Genomic DNA, 15,553 nt, shown 5'->3' on the forward strand with positions numbered 1-15,553 from the left:
TACAACCCGCAGGCCAATCAAAGGCCTGATAGGCGTGGCCGCCAGTAAAACGGATCAGTATCCTAGCACCCTCTCGCCCGCTGACGCTAAGAACAAGCGGGCAGCCCCAAAGGTTTGAAAACGAATGAATGCTCTTGCCCGCCGCGCCGCAGGCCTGCTGCTCAGCACAGTTTGCCTGCCCCTTTCGGCCCTGGCTGCCGACCCGCAACCCACCCACGAATTCACTCTCGACAATGGCTTGAAGGTGGTCGTGCGCGAAGACCATCGTGCTCCCGTGGTGGTTTCCCAGGTCTGGTACAAGGTCGGCTCCAGCTACGAGACACCGGGCAATACCGGCCTGTCCCACGCCCTGGAGCACATGATGTTCAAGGGCAGCGAGAAAGTCGGTCCCGGCGAAGCCTCGCTGATCCTGCGCGACCTGGGTGCCGAGGAGAACGCATTCACCAGCGATGATTTCACCGCGTACTACCAGGTGCTGGCTCGGGATCGCTTGGGCGTGGCCTTCGAGCTGGAAGCCGACCGCATGGCCAGCCTGCGCCTGCCACCTGATGAGTTCGCCAAGGAAATCGAGGTCATCAAGGAAGAACGTCGCCTGCGTACCGACGACAAGCCGATGGCCAAGGCCTACGAGCGCTTCAAGGCCATGGCCTACCCGGCCAGCGGCTATCACACGCCGACCATCGGCTGGATGGCCGACCTTGAGCGGATGAAAGTCGAAGAGCTGCGCCACTGGTACGAAACCTGGTACGTGCCCAACAACGCCACGCTGGTGGTGGTTGGCGATGTCACCCCGGACGAAGTCAAAACCCTGGCCCAACGCTATTTCGGCCCGATCGCCAAGCGTGAAGTGCCCGCCGCGAAAAAACCGCTGGAACTGGCCGAACCGGGCGAGCGCCAGATCACCCTGCACGTGCAGACCCAACTGCCTAGCCTGATGCTGGCCTTCAACGTGCCGAGCATCGCCACCACCGACGACAAACGCCTGGTCAATGCCCTGCGGCTGATCTCGGCACTGCTTGACGGCGGCTACAGCGGACGCATCCCGACGCAACTGGAGCGCGGCGAAGAACTGGTGTCCGGCGGTTCGTCGAGTTACGACGCCTACACCCGTGGCGACAGCCTCTTCACCCTGTCGGCATCGCCAAACTCGCAGAAACACAAGACCATCGCCCAGGCGCAATCCGGTTTGTGGAAGCTGCTCGACCAGTTGAAAACCACCGCGCCAACCGCCGAAGAACTGGAACGGGTCCGCGCACAAGTCATCGCCGGCCTGGTCTTCGAGCGCGACTCGATCACCAGTCAGGCCACGGCCATCGGCCAACTGGAAACCGTCGGTCTGTCATGGAAACTGATGGACACCGAATTGGCCGATCTGGAAAGCGTCACGCCGGAAGACATCCAGAAAGCCGCCAAGCTGTATTTCACCCGCGAACGTCTCAGCGTCGCCCATGTACTGCCTCTGGAGACGACTCATGAGTGAGCGTAAACCCTCCCGCCTGGCCCTGATCGGCCTGGTCGCCGTCGCCGTTATCGGCTCCGCCGCGTTCTATCTGTCGCGCTCCGGTGAAACCAATGCCAGCGAAGCCCTGGACAAGGCCAGGGCCAGCCAGAAACTGCAATCGCTGACCGAACTCAACGGCAAGGCACCGGCCCACCGCAAGCTGGATGTGCAGACCTGGAACACCGCCGAAGGCACCAAGGTGCTCTTTGTCGAAGCCCATGAGCTGCCGATGTTCGACATGCGCCTGATCTTCGCTGCCGGCAGCAGCCAGGACGGCGATGCACCGGGCGTGGCGGTGTTGACCAACGCCATGCTCAACGAAGGCGTGGCCGGCAAAGACGTCGGCGCCATTGCCCAGGGCTTCGAAGGCCTGGGCGCCGATTTCGGCAACGGCGCTTTTAAGGACATGGCAATCGCTTCGCTGCGCAGCCTGAGTGCCAAGGACAAGCGCGAGCCGGCCCTGAAGCTGTTCGCCGAAGTCATCGGCAAGCCGACTTTCCCTGCCGATTCGCTGGCCCGCATCAAGAACCAGATGCTCGCCGGTTTCGAATACCAGAAACAGAACCCCGGCAAACTGGCGAGCCTGGAACTGATGAACCGCTTGTACGGTGATCACCCGTACGCACACGCCAGCGACGGCACGGCGAAAACCGTACCGACGATCACCGTGGCCCAACTGCATGCCTTCCACGAGAAGGCCTATGCAGCCGGTAATGTGGTGATCGCGCTGGTCGGCGACCTGTCCCGCGCGGAAGCCGAAGCGATTGCCGCACAGGTTTCCAGTACCTTGCCCAAAGGCCCGGCCTTGGCGAAAATCGCGCAGCCCGTCGAACCCAAGGCCAGCGTCGGCCATATCGAGTTCCCGTCCAAGCAGACCAACCTGATGCTCGCGCAACTGGGCATCGACCGCGACGACCCGGACTACGCGGCGTTGTCCATGGGTAACCAGATTCTCGGTGGCGGCGGCTTCGGCACCCGCCTGATGAGTGAGGTGCGCGAGAAGCGTGGCCTGACTTACGGCGTGTATTCGGGCTTCACCCCGATGCAGGTGCGCGGCCCGTTCATGATCAACCTGCAAACCCGCGCCGAGATGAGCGAGGGCACCCTGAAACTGGTGCAGGATGTACTGGCCGACTACCTTAAAACCGGCCCGACCGAAAAAGAGCTCGACGACGCCAAGCGCGAACTGGCCGGCAGCTTCCCGCTGTCCACCGCGAGCAACGCCGATATCGTCGGCCAACTGGGCGCCATCGGTTTCTATAACCTGCCGTTGAGTCACCTGGAAGACTTCATGCAACAATCCCAGGCCTTGACCGTCGAGCAGGTCAAAGCCGCCATGAACAAACACCTGAGCACGGACAAGATGGTCATCGTCAGCGCTGGCCCGACCGTGCCGCAAAAGCCGTTACCGGCCCCTACTGATAAACCTTCCGAGCAGCCGCTCGGGGTTCCGGAGCATTAATGGCCCATCCTAAAAAACCCGCCAAAAACGTCCACAACGGCGTGAACCAGCTGCGCATCATCGGCGGAGAATGGCGCAGCCGGAAGCTGAGCTTCCCCGACGCCCCGGGCCTGCGCCCGACGCCGGACCGTGTGCGTGAAACCCTGTTCAACTGGCTCGCACCTTACGTGCCGGGCGCCAAGGTACTCGACCCGTTCACCGGCAGCGGCGCGCTGTTCCTCGAAGCCCTGTCCCGCGGCGCGGCCATGGGCCAGGCTCTGGACGCCAGCAGCATCGCGGTGTCCAGCCTGAAAGAGCACCTGGGCACGCTGCGGTGCACCAACGGCCAGGTCCAGACCACCGACGCCCTGCGCTACCTGGAAACCCAGACCGCAACGGCCTACGACCTGGTGTTCCTCGATCCGCCGTTCAACCAGGACCTGCTGCCCGCCGTTTGCAAGTTGCTCGAAGAGCGCCAATGGCTGGCCGAAGACGCCTGGGTGTACACCGAAAGCGAGTCGGCACCGTCGACCCTGGGCCTGCCGGAGAACTGGCGCCTGCACCGGGAGCAGAAATCCGGGCGAGTGTATTACTCGTTGTGGCAGCGCGGCGCTCTCCCTTCCGCATAACCAAGTTCGGGTGGGCATCCCCCCACCCGATATCTCTACAATAGTCGTAACGGGAAACATATTTACCCTAGATAGATTTAATACTTGTGAGCATTGTTGGCGAGCGAAATGACTCGCATAACCGCAAATGGACTCGCAAACCATGCAGATAACATATCCCACCTCTCCGACAAAAGAGCTCACTCTCGACAATGGCCTGAAAATCATTGTTGCCGAACTCAGTCAAGCCACTGACGTCCACATCGAACTTAGCTACAAAGTCAGTCACCGTAACGAACTATCGGAAAATGCGGGTATTAACCTCATGCTGGCCGGCGTATTACTCCAAGACAGTCAAGACACAGTAACATCCGATGTGTACGAGCTTAAATCGTTTCATCGGGATGACTTTACGTCGTATATACAGCGCGTACCACCTTCCTGCCTAGAGGAAGCATTCAGCCAACACGCCACCTTGATGGCAGCACCAAAAATGACCGACGCAACTTTGCAGGCGCAAATACAACAACAAAATAGCTATCGAGTCGAAAGCGATGTTTTTATATCCAACTACAATACATCACAGGAGATCAACGAACTATTTTATCCTTTCAGTGGTTATTCCAACAACGCCAACGGCACTCCAGTCAGCCTTTCAAGACTTGATATCAATCAACTGCGCCAATGGTATCAGCGTTGGTACATGCCCAATAATGCAACGCTGGTCGTTGTCGGCAATGTTAACGCCGTGAACGTTTTCAAGTTGGCAGAACAGCATTTCTCTGCAATCCCGCATAGATCTCTTGAGGCCTTCAACTACATCAAAGAAGCTTCCGAACCAGGCAAGCGACATATCGAACTGCGCAAAAACACTAAAGAGCCTATGGCGGTCATGGCCTTCAATTTGCCCGACCGCAACTTCTTCAATGAAGATCCCAAGGCTTTCGGCGCCTTAGGCATCCTCGCGGAGCTTCTGACCAACTACTTCCTGCTAATGCCAGACGGGTGGGGCGTCGCAGGGGTACGATGCTACGAAAATGCGGGCCTTTTTTCTCTGAGTGTTACGGCCCTGTCGGCGGATCAAACTCCAAGTCAGTTAGAGCAGGGGCTGCACACTTACATAAATGAGCTAAAACGAAATCCAATCGATACCCAAACCTTGGAACAGGCTCGTGAAAAGCGTCTCACCCTATGGGCCAAAAGGGAGCAAGATCCTTTGATTTTACCCGCCATCGTCACCAGATATCATCATTCAAAACTGCCTCTGAGTAACAGGGCGCAGGAATACCAAGCTTTGCTGGGCGTCACCGCCAAGGACATTCAAGACTTCGCCAACACTTACTTCACAGAGCAGCGAATGACAACAGCCCACATTTTCCCATTGGAAGGTTCGCTGGAATAACGCTGTTGTTCAATTTTCAAGCCTGCCGCTGAATTGCAAACAGTGAACCAAGGGGTTGCCGAACCTGCACCGCTCGCAGCCCCACACTGTTCGTGCTCCCAAGCAAGCGAGACACAGTTTCCGTCCAAGCAGACCAACCTGATGCTCGCGCAACTGGGTATCGACCGCAACGACCCGGACTACGCGGTGTTGTCCATGGGCAACCAGATCCTCGGCGGCGGCGGCTTCGGCACCCGCTTGATGAGTGAGGTGCGCGAGAAGCGTGGCCTGACTTACGGCGTGTATTCGGGCTTCACCCCGATGCAGGTGCGCAGCCCGTTCATGATCAACCTGCAAACCCGCGCCGAGATGAGCGAGGGCACCCTGAAACTGGTGCAAGATGTGCTGGCCGACCACCTTAAAACCGGCCCGACCGAAAAAGAGCTCGACGACGCCAAGCCCGAATTGGCCGGCAGCTTCCCGCTGTCCACCGCGAGCAACGCCGATATCGTCGGCCAACTGGGCGCCATCGGTTTCTATAACCTGCCGTTGAGTCACCTGGAAGACTTCATGCAACAATCCCAGGCCTTGACCGTCGAGCAGGTCAAAGCCGCCATGAACAAACACCTGAGCACGGACAAGATGGTCATCGTCAGCGCTGGCCCGACCGTGCCGCAAAAGCCGTTACCGGCCCCTACTGATAAACCTACCGAGCAGCCGCTCGGGGTTCCGGAGCATTAATGGCCCATCCTAAAAAACCCGCCAAAAACGTCCACGGTATGACTCACGGTATGACTCACCCACATAGGTAACAAAACAGTTCAAGCACATAGGTAACAGTCTTTAACTGGCACTGGTCGATTCCGAGGATCTGACCATGCCGTGGCGAGAGCTGAAACCTATGGACCTGAAAGTGATGTTCATTGCCGACTATCTGTCTGGTCGACTCAATTTCAGCCAACTCTGTGCGGCTCACAGCATCAGTCGCAAGACTGGTTACAAGTGGGTGGCCCGCTATAACGCGGACAGCATCAATGGCCTGCCCGGTACGACGGCTGTTTCTTAAAACGCAACACATCTGAGGTGGCTTGTTCCTCTGATCCTGGATCATCGTTGACGTGCGAAATGACTCGCATGGATGCAATGGATGATTAACGGATGAACAAGCTAATGACTGAACGAACTCCAAACCCCACGCATGAATACACTCTCGAAAATGGCCTGAAGATCATCGTACGCGAGGATCATCGAGCGCCAGTAGTGATCTCCCAGCTCTGGTACAAAGTCGGCTCCAGCTATGAACATCCGGGGCAATCAGGGCTGTCCCACGCCCTGGAACACATGGTGTTCAAGGGCAGCAACAAAACCCGCCCGGGTGAAGCATCGATAATATTGCGCAACCTCGGCGCTAAAGAGAACGCCTTTACCAGCAACGACGCTACTGTTTATCACCAGTTGCTGGCCCGCGACTACCTTAGCGTGGCCCTCGAACTCGAAGCCGACCGCATGGTAAACGCACATCTGCCAGCAGGGGAGTTCAATAAAGAGATCGAAGTCATCAAGGAAGAACGCCGCCTGAACACCGACGACAAACCGATGTCCAAGGCCTACGAACGCTTCAATGCCATGGCCTACCCTGCCAGTGGCTATCACACGCCGACCATTGGCTGGATGGCCGATCTTGAGCGCATGAAGCTCGAAGAGCTTCGTCTGTGGTACCAGTCCTGGTATGCACCGAACAATGCCACGCTGGTAGTGGTGGGTGCCGTGACACTGGAAGAGGTCGTCACCCTAGCCCAGCGTTGGTTCGGGCCGATCCCACGTCGTGACATCCCCCCAGTCAAGATTCCGTTGGAACTGGCAGAGCCAGGCGAACGCAGGATTACAGTGCACACACCGATCCAGGTGCCGCAAATATTCATGGCGTTCAACGTGCCCGGTATCGCCACCGCCGAAGACAAACGCCTGGTCAATGCCTTGCGACTGATTGCGTCCCTGCTTGATGGTGGTGATAGCGCCCGTATCCCGGCGCTACTGCAACGTGGTGAAGAGCTTGTTTCCTATGCGTCTTCGGGCTACGCCCCCTACACCCGAGGCGACAGCTTGTTCACCTTGTCAGCGACACCGAACGTCCAGAAACACAAAACCATAGAGCAGGTTGAAGCCGGCCTGTGGCGACTGCTCGAACAGCTCAAAACCACCGCGCCTTCTGCTGAGGAAATGGAGCGGGTACGCGCTCAAGCGATCGCTCAACTGGCCTACCAACGAGACTTGATCAGCCGTCAGGCTCACACTATCGGAAAGCTGGAAACAATCGGCCTATCGTGGAAGCTGATGGATACTGAACTTGCCGGTCTGCAGGAGGTAACCCCCGAAGACATCCGGAAAGCGGCCCACGCATTTTTCACCCGCGCTCGCCTGAGTGTTGCCCATGTCTTGCCCGAGGAAATCACTCATGAGACTGGCGGTCCTGACGGCCCCAACCTGCCTGTGGAGTCACTGGCGGAGCTCGACGGTAAAGCACCGAGCTCCCGCAAGCTGGACGTGCAAACCTGGAACACCTCCGAAGGTGCAAGGGTGTTATTTGTCGCCACGCCGGAAATGCCAATGCTTGACTTGCAACTGACTATTGCCGCCGGCAGTAGCCAGGATGGCGGCCACCCTGGCTTGGCATTGATGGCGAACTGCTTGCTGAACGAAGGTATCGCTGAAAAAAATGCCAACCAGATAGCCGAAGTTTTCGAGGCAGTCGGTGCCGTTTTCAACGCCAGCACCCACAAAGACTTGGCGACTGTCTCGCTGCGCAGTCTGAGTGCAGCTGACAAACGTGGGGCCGCTTTGAAGCTATTCGCTGAAGTGGTCGGAAAACCGGCCTTCCAGCTCGATTCAATCGCCAGGTACAAAAACCAGTTGGCCGTCGCGCTGGAAGATACCCAACAAAGCATCAGTCAACAGGTGAGTCTGGAGGCATTTAAGCGCTTGTACGGTGATCACCCTTACGCTCACTCCAAATATGGCAACGCGCAAAACATTTCGCTGATTACTCCCGAACAGCTTCGAACCTTCCATACAAGAACCCACACAGCAGCAAACGTAGTGATCGCGTTGGTCGGCGACATTTCCCGCGCGGAAGCCGAGATGATCGCGGCACAGGTGTCTAGTGCCCTGCCAAAAGGCCCGGTAACTGAAAAAATCGAGCAACCGGCAGAGCCAGAGTCGGGCATCTTTCACATTGAGACTGCGTCGACACAGACCCATTTGATGCTTGCGCAACTGGGCATCGACCGTAACGACCCGGATTACGCCGCGCTGTCCATGGGCAACCAGATCCTCGGCGGCGGCGGCTTTGGCAGCCGGTTGATGAGTGAAGTGCGCGAGAAACGCGGCCTGACTTATGGCGTGTACTCGAGTTTCACCCCGATGCAGGCGCGTGGCCCATTCAAGATCAAACTGCAAACCCGCGCCGAGATGAGCGAAGGCACCTTGAAATTGGTGAAGGACGTGCTGGCCAACTACCTTGAGACCGGCCCGACCGAAAAAGAGCTCGACGACGCCAAGCGTAAGCTGGTCGGCAGCTTCCCGCTGTCCACCGCGAGCAACGCCGATATCGTCGGCCAATTGGGCGCCATCGGTTTCTACAACTTACCGCTGAGTCATCTGGAAGATTTCATGCAACAGTCCCAGGCCCTGACCGTCGAGCAGGTCAAAACCGCCATGAACAAACACCTGAGCACGGACAAGATGGTCATCATCAGCGCTGGCCCGACCGTGCCGCAAAAAACGTTACCGGCCCCGGCTGATAAACCTTCCGAACAACCGCTGGGAGTTCCGGAGCATTAATAATGGGTCTGACATCAATTATTTCCTGTGCCATGCCATGCCTGGTGTGGCGCGCGGCGCGAGAAGTGTGGCTTGGTCTTTCAAACAAGCTGCGAGCAACGCAGCCCTGACTCCCAGCGAGATGACTACCCCGACGTCGATTCGGGAATGCACTACATAGTTACCGCCTGACGTCCTTTCGGATCATCCACAGTGGTTTGCGCAATTACCTGCAAACCACTGAGGATGAACACGGATGAACATCTCCCGCAGCACATTTATGCTGCCCTTTATCGCCTGTCTGCCGCTCATGGCCAGCGCGGCGCCCCCCCCCTGCGACACAAGACTTCGTACTGGATAACGGCCTCAAGGTTGTCGTGCGCGAGGACCACCGCTCCCCCATCGTCACCGCCCAACTCTGGATCAAGGCCGGTTCAAGCTACGAACCACCCGGCCAGTCGGGCCTGTCCCACGCCCTCGAACATATGGTCTACAAAGGCAGCAGCAAGGCCTGCGCCGGAGAGTTCGCAGCAATACTGGAAAAACTTGGCGCCAATCAAAACGCATTTACCGGCACCGATTACACGGTTTTTTACCAGACACTGCCTTCCGGCCGCACTGGCGTCGCTTTCGAAATACTGGCCGACCTGATGAGTACGGCAAAGCTGGATGCACAGGACTTCACACCCGAGCTCAAGGTCATTCAGGAGGAGCGTCGGATGCGCGTTGATGATGAAATCACCGCGTCGGTTCACGAACGACTGAACAGCATTGCCTACCCGGCCAGCGGCTACCGCACCCCGACAATCGGCTGGATGCACGATCTGCAACGCATGAACACCGTGCAATTGCAGCAGTGGTATCAGGCCTGGTATTCGCCGGACAATGCGACGCTGGTGGTCGTTGGCGATGTTGTACCTGAGCGGATCAAGGCCCTGGCACAGCAGTACTTCGGCCACCTTGAGCGACGTGCGACACCTGTGACGCCCGCCCCCGTCGAGCTGGCGTCTGCCGGTGAACGGTCACTGACCTTGCATGCACCGATAGCATCCCCACGCCTGATCATGAGCTTCAACGCGCCCAGCCTGGCCACGGCACCGGATCGTCGGACCGCCCATGCCCTGCGCTTGCTCGATATGTTACTGGCCGGATCCAGTAGCGCGCGGATCAAACAGCAGCTGCAACTGAGCGAGACGATATTCACCGAGGCCGACTCAGAGTACGACGCCTTCAAACGCGGCGATTCGTTGCTGACCATCACCACACAGCTCAACCCGGACAAGCTCAATGACGCTGACGAGGCCCTCGTCCGTCTGTGGCAAGTGATCGAATCACTGAAGAGCAAGGCACCGGAACCGGCAGAACTGGAGCGCGCGAAAAACCTTGTGATCGCTAACACGGTTTATGCACAGGATGATCTGGAAGGGCAGGCCTATACCTTGGGTCTGCTGGAAACCATCGGCCTGGACTGGCGGCTGGCCGATCAGGATACGGATGAGCTGAACAAGGTCACGCCCCTGGATATTCAACAGGTCGCAAAGACTTACCTGACGCGTGAGCGCCTGAGTACCGCAACAATCTTGCCGGAGAAAAACAATGGATAAGCTCAAAGGCCTCATCAATGGATTGATCCTGGCCGGCATGCTGTTGAGTGCACAGGCCACTGCCACTGCAACCACGGCGCCCCAGAAGCCAGCGCTGCAATCGCTCAATGAACCACAGACTCCGGCGACCCACCGCACACTGCCGATCAAGGGTTACAAAACCCTCAGTGGAACGAAGATCCTGTTCATCCGCACCCCTGGCCTGCCGATGTTCGATGCCCTTGTGAGCTTTGCCGCCGGCAGCGCCCACACATCACATCAACCCGGCCTGGCCGCGGTCACCGTTAGCCTTTTGAATGAGGGCGTAGATGGCAAGGACATCAATGCCATACAGGCGACGTTCGATAATCTGGGAGCAAGGATGAATATGGGCATCAGCCAGGACCGGACCTGGATTTCCCTGCGAAGTCTGAGTGACGAATCACGGCGCACTCCAGCCCTGGAACTGTTTGCCCAGGTACTCGGCAAGCCGCTGTTACCGCAAGAGTCCCTGCCTACGGTGAAATCCCAATTGCAGTACTTTCTGGACCGTGAAGAGCAGTCCCATGCAGCTCAAGCCCAAAAAGCCAATCTCGGCCAGCTGTTTCCCGACCACGGTTATGCCCAGTCCCTCTACGGAACCAGGGCCGGACTGACCGCCATCACCCGCACCCAGGTGCAAGACTTTCATCGCGAGGCTTATGCCGCGGGCAATGCCCAGATCACACTGGTCGGCGACCTCACCGAGGAAGAAGCCCAACGCATCGGTGCGCAGATATCCGCGGCCTTGCCCCTGGGACCGGCCACTGCGGCGATCCAGCCAGTGACAAGTCCAGCCGCTCCAGGTCTGCTGCGCATTGAGCGACCATCGACCCAGGCTTACCTGCGCCTTGCCCAGCCAAGTGCATTGCGAAACAGTCCGGACTACGTCGCGCTACAGATGGCCATGCGGATTTTCACCAACCGACTGACCAAAGAACTGCGTGAACGCCGAGGCCTGGCCTACCGCGTTGAAGCCGACCTCTCGGCCCTTCAGGCGCAAGGATGGCTGACCATTGAATTGCAGACCCGACCTGAGCAGGCCGATGCCGTGCTGGCCCATATCAAGACGATGTTCAGCGACTTCCTCACCCAAGGGCCAACCCAACAGGAACTCGAAGACAGCCAACAGCAACTGACCGGTAGCGCGCCGTTGAACAGCGCTACCAATGCGCAGATTCTGAGACAGTTGTACGCCATCAGCACTCAAAATCTGCCGCTGGACCTCGACTTTGCCACGCAAGCCGCGTTGAAACTGAACCTGGTATCAATCAAAAACGCACTCAACCGGCATTACCACGCCGACCAATGGCGCGCTGTCATCCTGGGGCCGAAGACCGATCAACAACCGCTGCCAGCTCCAGGCGAAAGCGCAACCAATACCATGTGTCGCGTGCCTGGCGAGATTGTGGCAAGTTAGACAACCATGATGACGCGGTCGCGGCACTGTCCCGCCGCGTCTTCGGGCAGACTCATGAACACTCCCACCGAGAATGACTGTGCAACCGCACCCCGCACTGGCCTCACCGCCGTCCTTCACCCCTGCCTTCGGCATCGGCAATCCGCACTTGCAAACCTTGTGGGGGCCGCTGTGGCGTAAAACCGTGCACATCAGTCGCGAACGCGAACGTCTTTGGCTTGAAGACGGCGATTTTCTCGACCTTGACTGGCACGGCCCGCACAGCGCCGACGCACCGTTGGTACTGGTGTTGCACGGGCTCACCGGGTCATCGAATTCGCCTTATGTGGCGGGAATGCAAAAAGCGTTGAGCGACCGAGGCTGGGCCAGCGTCGCGCTGAACTGGCGCGGCTGTTCGGGCGAACCCAACCTGTTGCCGCGCAGCTACCATTCCGGCGCCAGCGAAGACCTGGCCGAAACCATCAGGCACTTGCGGGCCAAACGGCCTCTCGCTCCGCTGTATGCTGTCGGCTACTCATTGGGCGGCAATATCCTGCTCAAGCATTTGGGCGAGACCGGCAGCGACAGCGGCGTGATGGGTGCCGTGGCGGTGTCGGTGCCATTCCGCCTGGACCAGTGCGCCGACCGCATCGACCAAGGCTTCTCAAAAGTCTATCAGGCACATTTCATGCGCGAGATGCTCGCCTACATCAAGAACAAGCAGCGACAGTTCCAGCACGACGGACGCGAGGAGGGCCTGGCAGCCCTGGCGGCGCTTGGCTCGCTGGAAAACATGCGCACGTTCTGGGACTTCGATGGCCGGGTTACCGCACCGCTGAACGGTTTTGTCGATGCCGAGGATTACTATCGTCGCGCTTCAAGCCGCTATTTCCTTGGCGAAATTCGCACGCCGACCTTGATGATTCAGGCCGCCGACGACCCCTTCGTGTTTCCCCACAGCCTGCCGCACGTCGATGAATTGTCCGCTTGCACGCAATTCGAACTGCAAGCCAAGGGCGGGCATGTCGGCTTCGTCGACGGTACGCTCAGGCAACCGGGTTACTACCTGGAGCGGCGCATCCCCGAGTGGCTAGCCGCCATAGGGCGCACTTGAATCATGGACGCTGACCAAGGCGAATCGATCCACTTCTGGCAAACCCCGCCGCTGGCCGGGGTCGAGTTGTTGTCCGCCCGCTACATCGATCATCGTTTCGCCCCCCACGTGCATGACGGCTATGTGATCGGCATGATCATGGCCGGCGCCCAGCGTTATCGCTATCGCGGCGCCGAACACCTGGCGGGCAGCGGCACGCTGGTGCTGATCAACCCTGATGAACTGCACACCGGCCACAAAGGCACCGAGGATGGCTGGCTTTACCGGGCGTTTTATCCGGACAGCGGGCAGATAACCTCGCTGCTGGCTGAACTCGAACTGCCGACCCACCACTTGCCAGCCTTCGGTGCCACGCTGTATCGCGATCAGGATCTGGTGAACGGCTTCTGCCAACTCCACCGCCTGCTGGAAAGCCCCGCCACCGCATTGCAGCAACAAACGGTCTGGCGCGAACTGGTGTTGTCGCTGTTGCAGCGTCATGCGGCGGTGCCCGATGCCGATAAACCTGGCAAGGAACACCGGGCCGTGAGCCTGGCCAAGGAATTGCTGCTCGCGCAATTGGCAGCACCGCCCTCATTGGAGGCGCTGGCCGCGGCGGTCAACCTCTCGCCCTTCCATTTCGCCCGAGTGTTCCGCCGCGCCACCGGCATGCCGCCGCACACCTGGCTGATGCAACAGCGAATCGCCCGGGCACGGGCGTTGCTGCAAAGTGGTTGTCTGCCGCTGGAAGTCGCGATGCAACTGGGGTTTGCCGACCAGAGCCATCTGAGCCGGCAGTTCAAGCAGGTGTATGGGGTTGGACCGGGGGCGTATCGCAGTGCAAAGCGGGGACTTGAGGCTTAACGAGGTCTCAAAAACACCATCCATCCCTGTGGGAGCGAGCTTGCTCGCGATGGCGGCTTAACAATCAACATCAATATTGAATGTAACGGCCCCATCGCGAGCAAGCTCGCTCCCACAAGGTTTCGTGGTGCTTATTCGTCCGTGGCAATGCCCCGCGCAGGCTCGTTGATCCACTCGCTCCACGACCCGGCATACAACGAACCCAACGGATAACCGGCCAGGCACAACGCAAACAGGTTGTGGCACGCCGTCACGCCGGAACCGCAATACGCCACCAGATCATTCGGCGAACGATCGCCCAGTTTTGCGGCAAAACGCTGCCTGAGCTGATCGGCCGGCAGGAAGCGCCCGTCACTGCCCAGGTTCTCGGTAAACGCCGCACACTGGGCGCCAGGAATGTGCCCGGCAATCGGATCGATTGGTTCTACTTCACCCTTGAAACGCGGCAGTGCGCGGGCATCGAGCAGGGTCAGCTCCGGCTGCGCGAGGCGCTTTTGCAACTGCTCGGCACTGATCAGCAACGCCGTGTCAGGACTGCCGGTGAAGGAGCCACGAGTAATCGCCGGCGCATCCAGGCTCAGCGGCAAACCGGCCGCGTGCCAGGCCTTGAGACCGCCATCGAGAATGAATACACCATCGCGTTTGCCCAACCACGCCAGTAACCACCAGGCCCGCGCCGCATAGGCACCCGGGCCGTCGTCATACAGAACCACTTCGCTATCGGCGTTGATTCCCCAGGCTTGCAGGCGCTCGATCAGTTGCGCCGGCTCGGGTAACGGATGACGCCCGGTCACGCCCTTGACCACCGCGCCACTCAGGTCACGCTCAAGGTCGGCATAGCTCGAACCGGCGATGTGCCCTTCGGCATAGCTGCGCTGACCGTAATCCGGGTCTTCGAGGGCAAAACGACAATCCAGAATCACCAGCCCTGGCTGGTCCTTTTTCAGGTCCAGTGCTTGCGGGCTGATCAGTTGCGCAATGGGCATAGCGGACTCCTGTGATTAACTCGGCCTTGATCCTACTGTACTTCTTCCAGTGCCTGGGCGAGGGGTACGTAAAACTCTTCGAACAAGGCGCTGACCGCATCGCGGGCCTCATCCGTGACAAACCCGGCTTCCAGCACCAGCACCTGATACACACCGCGTTTAATGGCCTGCTCACTCAGGTGGCTGGAGTTCTCTCGCGTGGTGCACAGGAAGCGCACCCAAGACGTGAGGATGATCCAGGCATTGAGCGTCAGGGACTCGATCTGCACCTTGTCCATCTTCAGGATGCCGGCGGCGACGAAACCTTCGTAGATCGCCGAACCCTGGATCAGGCAGCGCTGGGAGAAGCGTCGATAGCGGTCGGCCAGGTCCGGATCGCTGTCGAGCAAATGTTCGAGATCGCGATGCAGAAACCGGTAGCGCCACATCGCCGACAGCAGTTCCTTGAGGTAGAAGCGTTTGTCTTCCACCGTGGCGGCACGGCCCAGAGGCGGGCGCAGGAAGCTGTCCACCAGGCTTTCGTACTCGCTGAACAGCACGGCGATGATCGCCTGCTTGTTAGGGAAGTGGTAGTACAGGTTACCCGGGGAAATTTCCATGTGGGCAGCAATGTGGTTGGTGCTGATGCTGCGCTCGCCCTGCTGGTTGAACAGCTCCAGGCTGTTCTGCACGATGCGCTCGCTGGTTTTGATCCGTGGGGCCATGGCTTGAGCTTTAATTCAGAGTGCGTTGACGGGCATCTTAGATCTATCCGCGAGCGGATAAAACAAAGCTGTTCCAGGATGTCATTTGACTTTTTAGAGTATAGACTCTAAAAAGAGCCTCATTACAATAAATCC

Annotated in this window: 9 protein-coding genes and 5 pseudogenes; 12 read left to right on the top strand and 2 right to left on the bottom strand. The window is 58.8% G+C overall.

Going from position 1 to position 15,553, the window contains the following annotated elements:
• Nucleotides 1-124 precede the first annotated feature (124 nt).
• The 12 genes and pseudogenes from AC3IT9_RS27520 to AC3IT9_RS27575 all read left to right on the top strand — a co-directional run bounded on the left by AC3IT9_RS27520 (nt 125) and on the right by AC3IT9_RS27575 (nt 13,728).
• Nucleotides 125-1,480 (top strand): M16 family metallopeptidase, encoded by a 1,356-nt coding sequence (locus AC3IT9_RS27520; protein WP_489271433.1) that lies wholly within the window; start codon nt 125-127, stop codon nt 1,478-1,480.
• Complete coding sequence (locus AC3IT9_RS27525) at nt 1,473-2,963, top strand: M16 family metallopeptidase (RefSeq protein ID WP_489271434.1); 1,491 nt, start codon at nt 1,473-1,475, stop codon at nt 2,961-2,963. Before AC3IT9_RS27520 ends, AC3IT9_RS27525 begins: the two co-directional genes overlap by 8 nt.
• On the top strand, nt 2,963-3,571 hold the full coding sequence (rsmD, locus tag AC3IT9_RS27530) for a 16S rRNA (guanine(966)-N(2))-methyltransferase RsmD (RefSeq protein ID WP_489271435.1): 609 nt from the start codon (nt 2,963-2,965) through the stop codon (nt 3,569-3,571). Before AC3IT9_RS27525 ends, rsmD begins: the two co-directional genes overlap by 1 nt.
• Nucleotides 3,572-3,713: 142 nt before the next feature.
• Nucleotides 3,714-4,952, top strand: coding sequence for a M16 family metallopeptidase (locus AC3IT9_RS27535; protein ID WP_489271436.1), 1,239 nt, complete (start codon nt 3,714-3,716; stop codon nt 4,950-4,952).
• A gap of 117 nt (nt 4,953-5,069) precedes the next feature.
• Nucleotides 5,070-5,672: pseudogene (locus AC3IT9_RS27540) on the top strand (M16 family metallopeptidase); the annotation flags it as partial.
• Between the two features lie 136 nt (nt 5,673-5,808).
• Nucleotides 5,809-5,973 (top strand): annotated as a pseudogene (locus AC3IT9_RS27545) (helix-turn-helix domain-containing protein); the annotation flags it as partial.
• A gap of 116 nt (nt 5,974-6,089) precedes the next feature.
• Nucleotides 6,090-7,391: pseudogene (locus AC3IT9_RS27550) on the top strand (M16 family metallopeptidase); the annotation flags it as partial.
• Between the two features lie 30 nt (nt 7,392-7,421).
• Nucleotides 7,422-8,771 (top strand): annotated as a pseudogene (locus AC3IT9_RS27555) (M16 family metallopeptidase); the annotation flags it as partial.
• 235 nt (nt 8,772-9,006) lie between these two features.
• Nucleotides 9,007-10,354: pseudogene (locus AC3IT9_RS27560) on the top strand (M16 family metallopeptidase).
• Nucleotides 10,347-11,792: a M16 family metallopeptidase gene (locus tag AC3IT9_RS27565; protein WP_489271437.1), complete on the top strand. Its 1,446-nt coding sequence runs from the start codon at nt 10,347-10,349 to the stop codon at nt 11,790-11,792. The pseudogene AC3IT9_RS27560 and the gene AC3IT9_RS27565 overlap by 8 nt, the downstream one beginning before the upstream one ends.
• Before the next feature lie 73 nt (nt 11,793-11,865).
• Nucleotides 11,866-12,885 carry a hydrolase gene (locus tag AC3IT9_RS27570; RefSeq protein WP_489271438.1) on the top strand — a complete coding sequence of 340 codons (1,020 nt, stop codon included), beginning with the start codon at nt 11,866-11,868 and terminating at the stop codon, nt 12,883-12,885.
• 3 nt (nt 12,886-12,888) lie between these two features.
• Entirely contained in the window at nt 12,889-13,728 is an 840-nt protein-coding gene (locus tag AC3IT9_RS27575) for a helix-turn-helix domain-containing protein (protein ID WP_489271439.1), read from the top strand.
• Nucleotides 13,729-13,859: 131 nt separating this feature from the next.
• Here the strand turns inward: AC3IT9_RS27575 and AC3IT9_RS27580 are convergent, their stop codons facing one another.
• Nucleotides 13,860-14,714, bottom strand: a complete 855-nt coding sequence (locus AC3IT9_RS27580; RefSeq protein WP_150755083.1) for a sulfurtransferase — start codon at nt 14,712-14,714, stop codon at nt 13,860-13,862.
• Nucleotides 14,715-14,746: 32 nt separating this feature from the next.
• Nucleotides 14,747-15,418, bottom strand: coding sequence for a TetR/AcrR family transcriptional regulator (locus AC3IT9_RS27585; RefSeq protein ID WP_150725032.1), 672 nt, complete (start codon nt 15,416-15,418; stop codon nt 14,747-14,749).
• Nucleotides 15,419-15,553 lie beyond the last annotated feature (135 nt).

The sequence above is a fragment of the Pseudomonas sp. KH_046_1 genome (assembly GCF_057839025.1).